The organism is Arcicella gelida (genome assembly GCF_034931025.1).
Taxonomy (GTDB): Bacteria; Bacteroidota; Bacteroidia; order Cytophagales; family Spirosomataceae; genus Arcicella; species Arcicella gelida.
On sequence record NZ_JAYGIL010000024.1, the window covers coordinates 15,676 to 31,685 of the forward strand.

14 protein-coding genes are annotated in these 16,010 nt (G+C 33.8%); 8 read left to right on the forward strand and 6 right to left on the reverse strand.

The annotated features are described in order from the left end of the window. Positions 1-9: 9 nt before the first annotated feature. From VB776_RS17285 to VB776_RS17295, 3 genes are all read left to right on the forward strand, one after another. Positions 10-1,194, forward strand: coding sequence for a sensor histidine kinase (locus VB776_RS17285; protein ID WP_323698126.1), 1,185 nt, complete (start codon positions 10-12; stop codon positions 1,192-1,194). Positions 1,195-1,256: 62 nt separating this feature from the next. Further along, entirely contained in the window at positions 1,257-2,765 is a 1,509-nt protein-coding gene (locus tag VB776_RS17290; protein WP_323698127.1) for a glycosyltransferase family protein, read from the forward strand. A gap of 47 nt (positions 2,766-2,812) precedes the next feature. Beyond that, entirely contained in the window at positions 2,813-3,961 is a 1,149-nt protein-coding gene (locus tag VB776_RS17295; RefSeq protein ID WP_323698128.1) for an acyltransferase family protein, read from the forward strand. 71 nt (positions 3,962-4,032) lie between these two features. Here the strand turns inward: VB776_RS17295 and VB776_RS17300 are convergent, their stop codons facing one another. The 3 genes from VB776_RS17300 to VB776_RS17310 form a co-directional block, all read right to left on the reverse strand. Further along, on the reverse strand, positions 4,033-4,365 hold the full coding sequence (locus VB776_RS17300) for a helix-turn-helix domain-containing protein (protein ID WP_323698129.1): 333 nt from the start codon (positions 4,363-4,365) through the stop codon (positions 4,033-4,035). 450 nt (positions 4,366-4,815) lie between these two features. Then, positions 4,816-6,006 carry a nucleoside permease gene (locus tag VB776_RS17305; protein ID WP_323698130.1) on the reverse strand — a complete coding sequence of 397 codons (1,191 nt, stop codon included), beginning with the start codon at positions 6,004-6,006 and terminating at the stop codon, positions 4,816-4,818. Between the two features lie 358 nt (positions 6,007-6,364). Further along, positions 6,365-9,745, reverse strand: coding sequence for a PAS domain S-box protein (locus VB776_RS17310; RefSeq protein WP_323698131.1), 3,381 nt, complete (start codon positions 9,743-9,745; stop codon positions 6,365-6,367). Positions 9,746-9,889: 144 nt separating this feature from the next. Here VB776_RS17310 and rsmA point away from each other — a divergent pair, with 144 nt between their 5' ends. The 5 genes from rsmA (at position 9,890) to VB776_RS17335 (ending at position 13,281) form a co-directional block, all read left to right on the forward strand. Further along, on the forward strand, positions 9,890-10,684 hold the full coding sequence (gene rsmA / locus VB776_RS17315) for a 16S rRNA (adenine(1518)-N(6)/adenine(1519)-N(6))-dimethyltransferase RsmA (protein ID WP_323698132.1): 795 nt from the start codon (positions 9,890-9,892) through the stop codon (positions 10,682-10,684). 83 nt (positions 10,685-10,767) lie between these two features. Further along, the gene (gene mgtE, locus VB776_RS17320) at positions 10,768-12,168 is read left to right on the forward strand and encodes a magnesium transporter (RefSeq protein WP_323698133.1); all 1,401 of its coding nucleotides are present in this window, start codon (positions 10,768-10,770) and stop codon (positions 12,166-12,168) included. A 3-nt stretch (positions 12,169-12,171) separates the two neighbouring features. After that, positions 12,172-12,624, forward strand: a complete 453-nt coding sequence (gene dtd / locus VB776_RS17325; protein WP_323698134.1) for a D-aminoacyl-tRNA deacylase — start codon at positions 12,172-12,174, stop codon at positions 12,622-12,624. A 10-nt stretch (positions 12,625-12,634) separates the two neighbouring features. Beyond that, complete coding sequence (locus VB776_RS17330; RefSeq protein WP_323698135.1) at positions 12,635-12,955, forward strand: hypothetical protein; 321 nt, start codon at positions 12,635-12,637, stop codon at positions 12,953-12,955. Further along, positions 12,952-13,281, forward strand: coding sequence for a nucleotide pyrophosphohydrolase (locus tag VB776_RS17335; RefSeq protein ID WP_323698136.1), 330 nt, complete (start codon positions 12,952-12,954; stop codon positions 13,279-13,281). The genes VB776_RS17330 and VB776_RS17335 overlap by 4 nt, the downstream gene beginning before the upstream one ends. A 78-nt stretch (positions 13,282-13,359) precedes the next feature. Here the strand turns inward: VB776_RS17335 and VB776_RS17340 are convergent, their stop codons facing one another. From VB776_RS17340 to VB776_RS17350, 3 genes are all read right to left on the reverse strand, one after another. Next, entirely contained in the window at positions 13,360-14,160 is an 801-nt protein-coding gene (locus VB776_RS17340; RefSeq protein WP_323698137.1) for a hypothetical protein, read from the reverse strand. Positions 14,161-14,250: 90 nt separating this feature from the next. After that, positions 14,251-15,651 carry a dihydrolipoyl dehydrogenase gene (lpdA, locus tag VB776_RS17345; RefSeq protein ID WP_323698138.1) on the reverse strand — a complete coding sequence of 467 codons (1,401 nt, stop codon included), beginning with the start codon at positions 15,649-15,651 and terminating at the stop codon, positions 14,251-14,253. A 90-nt stretch (positions 15,652-15,741) separates the two neighbouring features. Then, the gene (locus tag VB776_RS17350) at positions 15,742-15,951 is read right to left on the reverse strand and encodes a DUF4177 domain-containing protein (RefSeq protein WP_323698139.1); all 210 of its coding nucleotides are present in this window, start codon (positions 15,949-15,951) and stop codon (positions 15,742-15,744) included. Positions 15,952-16,010 lie beyond the last annotated feature (59 nt).

Sequence of the window (16,010 nt, forward strand, 5' to 3'; positions counted from 1 at the left end):
GACATTTTTATGATATTATCTGTAGATATTTATAGCCGTAATACTTGGTGGAAAGTAGCTTTTTTGGGCTTTTGTTTAGTTGTGGGTATATTTTCTTTGTACTTCACCGATAAAATTGTTTCAAAACTAGAAGAACGTGAAAAACAGCAAATTGAATTGTATGCAGAATCATTGAAATATACCATGACCAGCGACCCAAATCAAGATGTGAATTTCTTCTTTGAAAAAATTAAAAAATCGAATGAAAACAACACAATTCCTATCATCCACAAAGATGGAACAGGCTATTTAACTGCAAAAAATATTGAAATGCCAGAAGGTTTGAGTTCGGATGAAAAACAGGCTTTTCTACAAAAAGAACTACAAGAAATTATCAGAGATGATAATCCGCCGATTGAGCTTGACATGACACTCCATAAAGAATACATTTATTTTGGGAATTCTCGCTTGCTAGATTTACTTCGTTATTATCCGCTTTTTCAGTTGGCTGTGGTATTGGTTTTTGGTTTGGCGGCTTATCTATTTTTTGATGCGTCGAGGCGTTCAGAACAAAATCAAGTTTGGGTGGGTTTGGCAAAAGAAACAGCTCATCAATTAGGCACACCACTTTCATCACTTACGGCTTGGGTTGAATTTTTCAAAAATGACCCGACTTATGATCCAGAAATTGTAAAAGAATTAGAAAAAGACGTTACCAGACTTGATATTATCACTACCCGTTTTTCAAATATTGGCTCAATTCCAGTATTAAAACCTGAAAATATCATTGAAACTATCGAAACGTTTATGTCGTATTTACAAAAAAGGATTTCTACAAAAGTTGTCTTTTCGCTTGATAATCAACTTAATCAACGTAATACAGTCAACGTCAATCGTTACTTATTCGAATGGGTTATTGAAAATATTTGTAAAAATGCAGTAGATGCAATGGGTGGCGTTGGTTCATTAAAAATTACCTTGAGCGAAACCAAAAATAATAAAATTGCCATCGACATTAAAGACAGTGGAAAAGGTATTTCTAAGCAAAATCTTAGTAAAGTATTCAACCCAGGTTTTAGTACCAAAAAAAGAGGTTGGGGCTTGGGTTTAACGCTTGCCAAACGTATCATTGAAAATTACCATGATGGAAAGCTATTCGTAAAACAATCTGAATTAAACAAAGGAACTACTTTCAGAATCTTATTAGATGCTTAATGTAGTTTCATTTTTGCCTGTAAAATGTCTAATTTTGCAAAACATTTTTAGGCAATTACATTATGCAACAATACTTAGAGTCATTAAATCTCAGAAAAATATTATTGATTGGTCTTTTTTTTAGAGTATTATCAATCATTTTTTCAAAAGGTTACGCTTTCACTGACGACCACTACGAAGTAGTTGTACTTGCCCAAAACTTACTAGATAAAGTTGATTCTCCTTTTACAAAAGACTTTTTAGTGAATGGCGAAGCCTATCTTTTCAGCTTAATTTATCCTTATATTCATTACTTAATTTTTGGAGTTTGTGAATGGTTTGGCAGTACCAACCCAGAAACTAAAATGTTGTTGGCAAGAATTGTCAATAGCTTATTTTCACTCCTTAGCATTTATTACGGTTATAAACTGACAGAGCGATTGAGTAATCGCAAAAACGATGCAAAAATTGTAGGATTGCTATTGGCTGTATTTTGGGTTTTCCCATTTATGTCAGTTCGAAATTTAAGAGAATTTGTTTGCATCCCACCACTTTTGATTGGTTGTTACTATGCAGTAAATCAGAAACTTAATAATAAATCAGTTCTTTTATCAGCTTTTTGGTTTGTCATCGCTTTTGTATTTCGTTACCAAATCGTTTTTATTCCTTTTACTGTAGGTTTAACTTGGTTATTAAGCAAAACAAATTGGCAAAAAGCCATTTTATTTGGTTTCGGTTGTATTGGTTTTTACTTACTTACACAGGGAATTTTCGATTATATCTATTGGGGAAATCCGATTGCGTCTATCAAAGCCTATTTTACCTTCAACGCTGATGCTAAAAATATAGAAATTTATCCGAACGGCCCTTGGCATCGATATATTGGCACAATGGCTGGTTTGACTTTAGGTTTATCTTCACTCCTATTTTTTGCAGGTTATTTTAAAACAGCGACACAAGCAGGAAATAGACGAATGCTTTTCTTAGCTTCTTTGTTTTTCTTTGCCTTTCATTCGTATTATCCTAATAAGCAAGAAAGGTTTATTCTACCTTTTATTCCTTTCTTTTTAATTTTAGGAGTAATTGGCTTCCGAGATATTTATGAGACTTTACAGGTTAAAACTTGGTTCAGAACCACGACCAAAGTATTCGTTTATTGGTTTATTGTATTGAATGCACTACTACTTTGTATTCTTTCTGTAACTTATACGAAGCGTTCGAGAGTAGAAAGTATGAATTATTTCAGAAAAAAAGGCGATTTACAAAACTTTGTTATTCAAAACTTTCAAGCATCTCAGCCAGTTGCTATTTTTTATTTAGATAAACGATTGGACTATTACGAAGTTGATACTCCTGAAAAACTCGAAGCATTACCTAATGAATTAAAATCAGGCAAAAAGGTATATCCAAATTACTTAATCATTGTAGGTTCGGCAGATTTGGAAGCAAGGCTTGCTATGATGAAAAAAATATTTCCAAAACTACAACACGATACCAACATTGAACCAAGCTTTATAGATAACATTGCTTATGTGTTGAACCCATCGCATAATCATAACGAAACATGGTTTATCTATAAAATTATCAGATAAATGCCAACGTATGAATCTTGAAAACTCATTTATTAAAAAAAACAATAATGCAAAATTCTCATCAACCTGTTTACTTTCCTAATTTGAACGGCGTCCGTTTTATTGCCGCATTTTCAGTGTTAATTCATCATATTGAACAAATAAGATACATGATGGGTTTAGAACATTTCTATGGCTTTTATATCATTAAGAACATGGGAAAATTGGGTGTTGGCTTGTTTTTTGTACTAAGCGGCTTTCTAATTACTTATTTGTTATTAAGCGAAAAAAGTAGAAGAGGTGATATTTCAACGAAGAATTTTTACGTCAGGAGAATTCTTAGAATTTGGCCTTTATATTACATCATCGTATTGCTTGCCTTTTTTGTTTTTCCTGAAATTCCCTTTTTCAATGGCCCACTTCGTGATGATTTCTATTATGATGCTAATTTTTACAAAAGACTCCCTTTCTTCTTACTTTTCCTTCCAAATATTGGTTTTGTCTTTTTCAGAGCACCTTATTTATGTGCACAAACTTGGTCTATAGGCATTGAGGAACAATTTTATGCTATTTGGCCTTGGATTATCAAACGAAAAAATCCTTTTAAATCATTCTTAATTGCGGCAGCTGTATTTGTAATTATTGTAGGAAGTGTATCTTTCTATTTCCTGAAAATAAGTGATTTACCAGTAGCTACAAAAGATAAGATTTATGAAAACTTAGCCCTATTTTTTAGTCAATTTAGGATTTTGACAATGGTAATTGGCGGAATTGGAGCGTATTTGGTTTTCAGCAAACAAGAAAGAATTTTATCGTTTCTTTTCAAGAAAAGTACTCAGATTATCGTTTACGCTATTACACTTTTGATAATTGGATCAAACGTTTATGTGCCAGGTTTTAATCTTGAATTTCATGGTATTTTCTTTTGCTATTTCATTATTAATGTAGCGGCAAACCCAAATACAATTTTAAACCTAGAAATCCCAATTATTCATTATTTAGGGAAGATTTCCTATGGGATTTACATATATCACTCAGCTGTGATAGTTTTTTGTATTAATGCAATACATTACTTTATCGGAGATAAACTTAGTCTTCCCATTTTTAACGTCATCCTATACACGTTAGTTATTGGTTTAACAGTGTTAGTTTGTGAATTATCATTCCGTTTTATAGAATCTCCACTTTTACGACTAAAAGACAAATTCAATAGATAAGCAATTAATAATCAGAATATTGAATTCAATATTCTGATTATTAATATTAGAATGATATTGCTTACATTTATTTAATCCTTCGGAGTATTAAGTGTAAGTAATTTGCTCTGTAGTTCTATAATTTGTTTTTGCATGGCTATTACGTCACCAGCTTTCAGGGCAACATATCCAGCTTCAGATTCATGAACTACCGACATTGAAGGCAAGTCTGTTTCACCAGTAAGGTAAGCAACCTTTACATTCAAAGTCTCAGCCATTCTTCTTAATTGAGAGTACTTTGCATCATTTCTATTCAAGATTGCATGTAAAGTAGCCTCTGTAATTTTTGATTGAGTTGCCAATTGTAGTAATGTCATTCCTCTTTCTACAATGAGTACTCTTACTCTGTCTTCAATTCTTTTCATTTCTTTGGGGGTAAATAGTCTAATGCTCAAAAAGTATTAGTATTTATCTTTAAGTTGACTTATTTTAGGATGTTTTATTGTGTTAAATTGTGAGCTTTACTCTTATAGTTTTATTTTTCAAAAAAATTAATTTTCAATTCTAAAACTATATTTATCGATTCAATGACTAACAAATTATGACTAACTAAATTTGTAGGGTACAAATATATATGCTTTGAAAGTATATGCTACTAAATGAACTAAAAAAATCATCTGAATTACTTAAAAGCAGGATAAAAGCTTGCAAAGGCTCTTTTTTAGATAATTGTAGGTGAATATTTAGAGTAATTAGGATTAAATATAGAAAAAAATCTTGTTTTATTAACATTATCTAAAACGCTTATTTAAAGAATTTGTTTGTCAAATTAAATAATTCTTTAAATAAACGTTTCATCTGATAAAAAAATTTCTTTATGCGTTTGTCTGTTTTTTATCATGGAAGAAAATAACAAATAATACTAATACAACGGCTGCTATACCTGCTGGAACCATCCAAACGGAAGTCCAATCATGAACATCTCCATTTGTATAATTTGACAATACTTTTCCGGAAAGAATAGAGCCAATTCCCATTCCAATACCGTAGGTTGCTAAAGTAATTAAACCTTGTGCCGAATTCTTAATCTTTTCTCCTGCTTTGTTATCTGTATAAATTTGCCCCGTTACAAAGAAAAAGTCATAACAAACACCATGAAGTACAATGGCTAAATACAACATCCATTCCGAAGAAATTCCATCGCCATAACCAAAGCATATAAATCTGATAATCCAAGCAACCAAACCAACAATCAGCATTTTCTTTATCCCAAATTTTTGTAAGGCAAAAGGGATTAACAACATAAATAACACTTCCGAAACTTGACCTAGAGACATCTTATTCTCAACATTTGTCATGTGCGATTCCGTCAAAGACAAATTTGCATGAGCGTAATAAAAAGCCAAAGGAATACAAACTAATACAGAAGAAACAAAGAAAATTGAGAAGGAACGGTCTTTGAAAAGTACAAAAGAATCAGTTCCTAAAATCTGCGAAACTGAAGCTGTTCCTGTAGCTTTGGGTGGCGTATTAGGCAAAGTAAAAGCATAAATTCCCCAAGCTACAGAAGTAAACATGGCAATTTGAAAAATCGTTACTTTATCGCCAAATCCGTAAGCTCCAATAACATTGGTTACGACAATCCAAGCAACAGTTCCTAGTACACGAATTGGAGGAAATTCAGTACCTGGGTCTTTCATTTGATTCATGGCAATTGAACTAGACAAAGCTAAATTGGGGGCAAAAGTCAAAGTATAAGCCAAAATATACCAAAAGAAAGTATCAGGGTCTTTTGTTTGAATCAGAAAATATAAAATTACTGCACCTAATAAATTCAAAACACCCATTACTTTTTGTGCAGAAAAGTAGCGGTCTGCGATTAATCCTACAAAAAAAGGAGCAAAAATAGAAGCGATTGAAAAAGTAGCATAAGCACTTCCTATTTGGTCACCATTTGCATGTAAGGTTGTAAAAAGGTATTTGCCCATTTGTCCGTACCAAGCTCCCCACGTGCTAAACATCAGGAACATCATGAACATTAGTTGAATTCTAGTAGTAATACGCATAAATTATATTATCGATAAAGTAAAGATTGATAGTTTTTAATATTCACAAACGCTTAATTTAATGCTTATCTCTATAATTACTATCATGGTCAATGGCAAAAAAACACATTTCTGTCATTAAATTATTAAAATACAAGCTTTTAGTAGCTTAATGTTTTTTTGATATTTTTAAAAAAATTAAAAATATCAAAAACTTAATTTATTTTAGCGTACTTTTTTGAATTACCACTAAGTCGTTAAATCGATATAATCATCAACCAAACAATCAGCAAACTTAAAATCTCAATATTATTTAGGTTTTAAGTATTTTATCAAAAACTATGTTTAGGGTACTTTGCTTAGGCATCGTACCCTTTTTTTATAATTTTTTATATTCAATTTTAAAAGCCTCAAATTCTTCCTGTAAAATCACAACTTCCTTTTCAAAGAAAGTAAAATCGCAATGTTTAGCTTTCTCTTCAATAATTCTAGTGATTTCGTGTAATCGTGCCGCTCCTAAAGTACCTGAATTTCCTTTCAGCGTATGCAATTCACTTTGTACTTGTTTACAATTACTGGCATGAAAACCTTGGATAGCCAATTGAATTTGCTCGGTGGCTTCTTCTTCAAATCCTTCCAAAATTGAACTCACAAAACTCATATCACCACCAACACTATTTGCTAATTGCTTGATAATTTCTTGGTCAAGTACTGGAAAAGCATCCAAAGAAATGATGGTTTGAACATTTTCTTTTGCCTTTTCAATCAGTGTAGAAGTACTTTGTGGTTTAGAAAACTCAGATTTTGCCACAGTTTTGACAGAATGTTTTTTATGAGAACTTCCTCTTTCAATCCATTCACGTACTTTTCTGACCAAAATTTCGGCTCTGATTGGTTTCGGAACATAATCATTCATGCCATTTGCCATAAAACGGTCACGGTCTTCACGCATAGCATAGGCTGTCATAGCAATGATTGGTGGAAGATTATCCGATAAAGCTCTTAAATGATGTGTCGTTTCTACGCCATCCATTTCAGGCATTTGAATATCCATAAAAATTACATCAAAAGGTTTTTCAAGCAAGGAAGTTTCCACCAAAGCAATTGCTTTTTTCCCAGAATCTGCTGTAATAACTTCACAACCTGATTTTCTCATGATTTCACTAGCTACTTTTCGGTTGGTTGCATTATCATCAACCAACAAAATGTATGGCTTAATATCACTAAAATGACCAAGCACTTGGAACGCTACTTCATCCTTTTTAGCCATCATTGGGCTAATATCCGTTTGCTTAATTTCGATGATAAACCAAAAAGTAGAACCTTTGCCCCAATCAGAATGTACGCCAATTTCGCCTTTCATTAAGCGACAAAGCTCTTTTGAAATGGCTAAACCTAAGCCTGTTCCACCAAATGATTTCTTCGTTGAATTATCAACCTGTTGAAAAGCATTGAAAAGCATCTTGAGGTTTTCATCGGTAATACCAATACCAGAGTCTTTAATTTCAACTTTAATTCTATTGAATTTACCTCTTTTTTCTACCAAATTCACTTTGATTTCTACTGTTCCATTTTCAGTAAATTTCAAAGCATTTGAAGTAAGGTTTGATAGAATTTGTAGCAAACGAGTTTCGTCTGCAATGACAAATTCAGGTAAATTCTCGCCAAATTCACAAATAATTCTATTGCCTTTATTGGCAGCAATTTGTGAGAAAAGTGCTTGTAGTCTATCAAAAACGTCTTTGAAAACCAGTGGAGCTTCATGCAAAGCCATTTTTCCAGCTTCGATTTTCGCTAAATCTAAAATGTCGTTCAGAATATGTAAAAGCGTTTCGGATGATTTTTTAATCGTTTGAACATAATCTTTTTGCTCAATATCCAAAACAGTATCATTCAACAAATCAATCATCCCGATTACTCCGTTCATCGGTGTTCTGATTTCGTGACTCATATTCGCCAAAAATCTTTCTTTTACTTTCAACGAACGTTCTGCTTCATCTTTTGCTTTTACAATATCTTGCTGATATTTCTTTAAATCTGTAATATCACGACCAATCCCTGATACTTCTTCAATCATTCCATTGTTTAGAAATATCGGATTTAGATAGATTTCAATCCAATTAGGATTACCATCATCCGAGTCTAATTTTACTTCAAAATGCTGTTGCTCGCCTCTGAAAGCCGCTTTATACTTTTCTTCAAGTACTCTCCTATCAGCCGACGAAACCATTCTGAAACCTACTTTTTCAGTACTTAACATCAATTGTGGTTTTACGGCTAATTGTCTTTCAATTAATTGAGAATACTCTTTATTGAAGGATGTCAATAACATTTTTCGGTTTACCGACCACATTAAGTGCGAACTACCTTCAATGATGGCATTTAAACGAGCAGTTTCACGAGCCAACACATCTTCAGCTTGCTTTCTGGCAATCGCCAAGGCTACTTGTCCAGAAATAAAGTCTAATAATTCTAAATCTCGTTGCTCGTACTTATTTTGGCGTTCGTACGATTTCAAACCAATGATTCCTGTTACTTTATTGCCAATCCGCAAAGGCACGCAAATCATCACTTTAGGTACTACTCCGTAGAGATAAATCGTTTTGTCTTCAGCCAATTTAAAAATATCGTCATCTCGCAAAATCAACGGTCTGTTGGCTGCAATGGCGTATTCTGTCAGTCCATTTCCTAATTTTCTTTTGGTAAAATGCACCCGATTATCAAAATATTCATCTACATAATATGGGAAGTACAGGAAAGATTTCGCTGAGTCGTATTGAGCAATAAAGAAGTTTTTTACATCAATTACTTCACCCAATTCTTTATGAATGTTTACGTATAAATCATCCAAATTGGTAGAACGAATCGTTGCTTGAGCAATACTTGAATATAATTTAGAAGCACGTTCCGCTCTTACTTTTGCAGTTGAGTTATGAAAAATACAACGAAAAGCCGTTGGAACATCTTTTTCAAATCGACAGTTTACAGAGCCTGCTAGGTAAAGTCGGCGACCATCTTTTCTTCGAAAAACAACTTCGAAGTCAGGCATATTCGCTCCGCTTTTTACTTTATCAAATTTTTCTAGGGCATCATTGGCAAAATCTGGATGAAGAATATCTTTCAAACGCAAAGAAGCTAATTCGTTCGACTCATAACCCATGGTTTCTAACCATGATTTATTGACGTACAAAAATCTTCCAGAAATACTGGTAATTTGAATTAAGTCGGTCGTGTTCGTAATTAAATCCTGTAATTGTGCATTTGAACGTGCCAAAGCTTCTGCTACTTTTCTGCGTTCGGTTACGTCTTCACCAATAATGGTTAAGTATCGAATATCTTCGCCAGCATCATTGAAAATCGTAGAATTTAATTCAACATATTTTAATTGACCAGATTTGGCAAGCATTGTTCTTTCCTTTTGGTCGAACAAACCGCCTTTTTCCATAGCATCTTGAAAAGAAGTAATTCGCTGAACTTTTTCTTCACTTGGTACTAAAACGTCAAAAAAGTTTTTCCCTATCAATTCATCCAATTGATAGCCCAACATTCTGATTGAAAAAGGATTACAATACACAATCGTCCCATTATCCTCCAGCACCATTCCCACCAAATTAAGGTTTTCTACCGCTTTTTCGAGTTCAGATGCCATTGAAGGTTGCATTTCGCCTGCTCGTTCATTGACTTCCAGTACTCTTAATTCTTTTTTGAGGTGACGAATTTCTATGATTAATTCTTCTTTTGTTTTATGAGACCAACGCATAGCTTTTTGTTCTTGGTTATTTTCCTTTTCGATTTTAACGAAATTTTAACTTAAAAGTACAAAAAACGGCGTAATTTTAAGGAATAAAAGCAATTCATTAGTCTTTTAACATTATTTATCATCCAAAAATCAACAACAGCATCATTGAAAGACGTAAGAGCTAAAAAAAGTCTAGGGCAACATTTTCTAAGAGATTTAGAGGCAGCACAGAAAATTGTAGAGTTGATGTCGCTTCATGGCGGTTATGACCAAGTTCTGGAAATCGGACCAGGAATGGGCGTACTTACTCAATATTTATTACAACATACCGAATACCAAACTTCGGTGGTTGAATTAGACAGAGAATCAGTAGAATACCTTAATATACATTATCCACAATTACAAGGCAGAATTCATTCAGCCGATTTCTTGCATTTAGATTTATCGACTTTTTTCGGCGGTAAAAAATTCGGAATCGTTGGAAATTTCCCCTATAATATCTCTTCTCAGATTTTATTCAAAGTACTTGATTATAAAGACTTTGTTCCAGAAATAGCAGGAATGTTTCAGAAAGAAGTAGCGGTAAGAATTGCCTCAAAACCGGGCAATAAAGATTACGGTATTTTGAGCGTATTACTGCAAGCTTTCTACGATATTGAGTATTGTTTTTCATTAGGCCCAGAAGTATTTTCGCCACCACCAAAAGTAAATTCTGGCGTAATTCGTTTGAAAAGAAACAATGTATCCGATTTAGGAGTATCAGAAAGTAAATTCAAAGCCATTGTAAAAATGGGATTTAATCAACGTCGCAAAACACTCCGAAATGCTTTGAGAGCTTTACAATTGCCTGAAAATCCATTTTTGAATAAACGTGCAGAACAATTATCTGTTGCCGACTTTTTAGAACTCACTCGTTTATCAGAGCAAAATCCTATTGTGAATGATAATGAAGCATTGTAAATATTAGGTTTAGTAATTTAAAGTATTGTAATTAAGTTAATTCTGCTTAGAATCTCTAAAACTTATTCGTCAAAATAATAATTATGGCTAGCCCGAACGAAATGGAACCAATCAATCAACAGCCATTTGAACTTACTCCTTTTGAACTCACAAAGGAATATTTAGAGAAAATACAAACTGCCATCAATCAGCAAGAAAATGAATTAATCATTGCTGAAATGGAAGAGTTATATCCAGCAGATATTACCAATATTTTGTACGAATTAGAAGGCGAAGAAGCTCATTATTTGGTAAGATTATTGGATAAAAAGCTTGGTGCTGAAATCATCACAAATCTTGACGCTGATGACCGTAAAAAATTCCTAAAGAATTTTACGGCTATGGAAATCGCAGAGTACGTTGATTTACTGGATTCTGATGATGCCGTTGATATTCTGAATGAACAACCTAAAGATATTTCGGAAGATATTATTGGTTTGTTGAAAGACAGAGAACAAGCTCGTTTTGTCAACGATTTGATGCACTATGATGAAGATTCTGCGGGCGGTTTGATGCAAAAAGAGTTAATAAAAATCAACATCAAGCAATCAATTACAGAATGTATTGAGGAAATTAGAAGACAAGCCGAAGATGTTGAAAACGTATCGTCTGTTTATGTAGTGGATGATGAAAGTATTTTACTCGGTAGAGTTTCTTTAAAGAAAATTATTCTTGCCAAAAGAGGTGCAAGAGTAGCCGATATTTATGATGAAAATATTGTTTCTGTAAAAACAACAGCCAAAGGAGAAGAAGTAGCCGATGTCATGCAGAAATACGATTTAGAAGCAGTACCAGTCGTGAATATTCAAGGGCGATTATTGGGTAGAATTACCATTGATGACGTGGTCGATTTTATCACAGAATCGGCACAAGAAGACGTACAAGCGATGACGGGGATTTCGGAAGATGTTGAGGAAGATGATAGCGTTTGGCGTTTGGTTCGTTCTCGTTTGCCATGGCTACTTGGCGGAATGGTTGGGAGTTTTTTTGCAGCAAGGTTAATTCATAATTTTGAAGATTTATTGTCAAAAATTCCAGCAGTAGCTTTTTTCATTCCTTTAATTGGTTCTACGGGTGGTAATGTTGGAGTTCAATCTTCTTCTATTATTGTACAAAGTTTGGCTGATAAATCGGGTATTGATATATCCCTTAGCGAACGTCTCTTGAAGGTTTTAAAAGTAGCTTTTTTCAATGCTATCATTGCTGGTATTTTTGCATTTTTAGGTTCCCTAATTGTTGATAGTGCCAATGTACAGTTATCTATAACGGTATCGCTTTCTATCTTTTCTGTGGTACTCTTAGCTTCATTTATGGGTACATTAACGCCATTAGTATTAAACAAATTTAATATTAATCCAGCCATCGCTTCAGGGCCATTTATTACAACTACAAACGATTTATTGGGTTATGGCGTGTATTTATTGATTGTTTATTTATTGATGTAAGTTATGATTGCAGTAATACAAAGAGTTTCGGAAGCTTCTGTAAAAATTGAAGAGAAGATAAAAGGAAGTATTCAAACTGGATTTTTAATCTTGTTAGGCATTACTCATAACGATACACTTGAAGATGTTGAATGGCTTTCCAAGAAAATTATTGGCATGAGAATTTTTTCGGATGAAGAAGAGAAAATGAATCTTGACATAAAGTCTGTAAATGGTGATATTTTATTAATCAGTCAGTTTACTTTGCATGCAAGTACCAAGAAAGGAAATCGACCAAGTTTTATTGAAGCCGCTCGCCCAGAAATTGCGATTCCTTTCTACCAGCAAATGATTAAGCAATTATCTAAAGAATTGGGAAAAGAGATACAAACTGGAGAATTCGGTGCTGATATGAAAGTATCTCTTATTAATGATGGTCCAGTTACTATTGTTATTGATTCAAAAAATAAGCATTAAGTCTTTTCAAATGATACGAAATACTATCTTCACGTTAATCGCTACGGTAATTGTAGTTGCGGTAAATCTTAATTCAGATGTGGTACATTGGCCACTTTTTGTCATATTACTTTCAGCTTTGCTATTGGGCTACTTACAACCACAAAAAGGCTGGATTTCTGCCATACAATTGACAGCAGGAATTTTTGCAGGTTTCTTTATTGCACAGTTATTGGGGGTATCAGCCAAATTTCCAAATATTAATCAATTCTCTACTTATATTTCACCACTTCCATGTTTATTTGGTGGATTTATGGGTTCATTTTTCAATAAAACTATTCATCAAAAATGACAATAGAAGAAGCACAAAGTACTGTTGATAATTGGATAAAAACCATTGGCGTCCGTTACTTTAATGAACTAACCAACATGGCAATGCTTACAGAAGAAGTTGGAGAAGTAGCCAGAATTATAGCTCGTCGATATGGAGAACAATCCGAAAAAGAATCTGACAAAGCCAAAGATTTAGGTGATGAAATGGCTGATGTTTTGTTTGTGTTAATTTGTTTAGCTAACCAGACAGGCATAAATCTAACAGAAGCTTTACAAAAAAACCTAGATAAAAAGACAAAACGAGATGGGACTCGGCATTTGGAGAATGAAAAACTTAGGAGTTAAATATAAATTATGAGATATGAATTATAAATATTAAACTCCGATATTTCATATCTCATAATTCAAAATTCATATCTAATTTCACTTCTTCATCTGCTTTGCCTCTACTTCTTTCACCATTTTCTGACCTAAATCTTTACTGATTTCTGGCTTGATAAAAACAGAAACTTGGTCAACCAAAGGATTTAACTTTTTGATAGAAGCGTGCAGTACATCAAATTCCAATTCACCTGAAATTGCCGTAAATTCTGCATCAGTCAACCCACCGTTATTATCAGAAAAATCATTGAAGCGAAGATTAATATTTTTATTGGCTAACTTTCCTCCTTCCCAACTCACAACACTTCCGCCTAAATCCCAACCAAAACCTGTAATGGTAAATGTTTTTCCATTCAGCTGAACAATCTCAGACAATGGCATACCAAGATGAATGCCATCTTTTGAAGACCAAGGCGAGCTTAAATCTGTTTTTTCATCTTTGGTAAAACGTACTCTTACTATTACATCTTGAATTTGTTGATACTCTTTGCCATCTTTCCAATAGATTTCTACTTCTTTTTCTGTATCTGGAAAGAGTTTGGTTACTTTAAACTGCCCTTCGCCAGTTTCTATCATTACTTCTTTTTTGATATTTGCTTCGCCATATTTTTTGACTAATCCATCAAAACTCACACAAGCTAAAATATCTTCCAAAAACATCCCTTCGCTTTTTCCAGTACTGTTTCTGGTAATAACTTCTTTCTTAGCTTTCTGAATAACTACTGAAGAATCTGTTTTACTTTCTTGATTTGGCTTGGTAGAACAAGCATTCAAGAATAAGGTTACTACAAAAAGAAACGTGTATTTATAAAAGGTAATGAAATTTAAAGATGATGTTTTCATGATTATTTTTGGTTAATTTCCCCAAAGCTAACAAAAAAGGCTTGGAGGGACAACCCTCCAAGCCTTTGATTTTTATCATTTTTTCTTAGATTACGTATGAATCGCACGATTTTCTGTGGCAGCTAAACAAGCTTCTTTCATCGCTTCTGTGTAAGTTGGGTGCGAGTGAGACATTCTTGCTACGTCTTCAGCACTTGCACGGTACTCCATCGCAACTACTGCTTCTGCAATCATATCGGCAGCTCTTGCACCAATAATATGAACACCCAATATTTCGTCAGTCGTTTTATCAGCCAATACTTTTACTAAACCATCAGTATCACCAGAAGCCGTAGCACGACCTAAAGCTTTGAATGGGAACGAACCAGTCTTATAAGCTTTTCCAGCAGCTTTCAATTCTTCTTCGGTTTTACCTACCGAAGCTACTTCTGGCCAAGTATAAACAACACCCGGAATTAAATTATAATTGATATGTGGTTTTTGTCCTGCAATAGTTTCTGCTACAAAAACACCTTCTTCTTCTGCTTTATGTGCCAACATTGCACCACGAATTACATCGCCAATCGCATAGATTCCTGGTACTTTTGTTTGCAAAGTATGCTCATCTACTTCAATCTTGCCACGCTCAGTTGTTAAACCTGCTGCTTCAAGATTTAAGCCATCAGTATATGGACGACGACCGATACAAACCAACACATAATCACCTGTGATTTGTACTTCTTCGTCTTTTGAATTTCTTGCTGTTACCGTAACGTCGTCTCCGTTATTTACTACGCCTGTAACTTTATGAGAGAAGTAATAATCAGCACCTAATTTCTTGATGGCTTTTTGTAATTCTTTACCCATCGTTTTATCCATCGTAGGAATCATCGAATCAGCAAATTCTACAAAACTTACTTTAGCACCCAAACGAGCATAAACTGAACCTAACTCCGCACCGATTACTCCTGCACCAATTACCACTAAGTGTTTTGGCACTTCTTTCAAATTCAAAGCTTCAGTTGAAGTAATGATTCTTGTTTTGTCAACAGGAATAAATGGTAAAACAGTTGGTTTTGAACCCGTAGCAATGATGATGTTTTTACCAGTAATTTGTTCTGAAGTACCATCAGCTTTAGCAACGTTCACAGTACTTTTATCAACGAATGAACCAAGACCATTGTAAACAGTAATCTTGTTTTTCTTCATCAAGAAATTGATACCATCGTTCATTTTCTTCACCACGCCCGACTTACGGTTAATCATTTGCTCGATATTGATTTTCGGAGCAGAGATTTCGATACCGTGGTCTGCAAAAGTGTGAGCAGCATTATGAAAATGCTCAGAAGAATCTAAAAGTGCTTTTGAAGGAATACAACCTACATTCAGGCAAGTACCGCCCAAAACTGAATATTTCTCAATGATGGCAGTTTTGTTGCCTAATTGTGCGGCACGGATTGCAGCTACATAGCCACCCGGACCAGAGCCGATTACTATTACGTCGTATTGCATATTATGAGCTTTGGGTATTCAGTTATTTACTGATAACCAACAAGTTTAATTACTTAAATTGATTTTGATATAAAAAGGGAAATGAATTTACTAAAACACTGTTCTTTTATAAGTTATCACTACTTGAACAGTAGTTCCTTTTACTACAACAGGAATAATACTAACAAGTTCCCATCCGCTTCTAGCTGCTTTATTTAGCGTCTCAGCAAGAAACTTTTCGTCAATTTCTTCAAATTCATTCGACTCTAGTTCTTCACTGTTGATGGAAATACTAAAGGTTGAATATTCGTAGTTAGACATTGAGTAGAAAGGATTTTTATGCTATTAAATCAATTGAGACACTTTGGGGTGTCTCAATT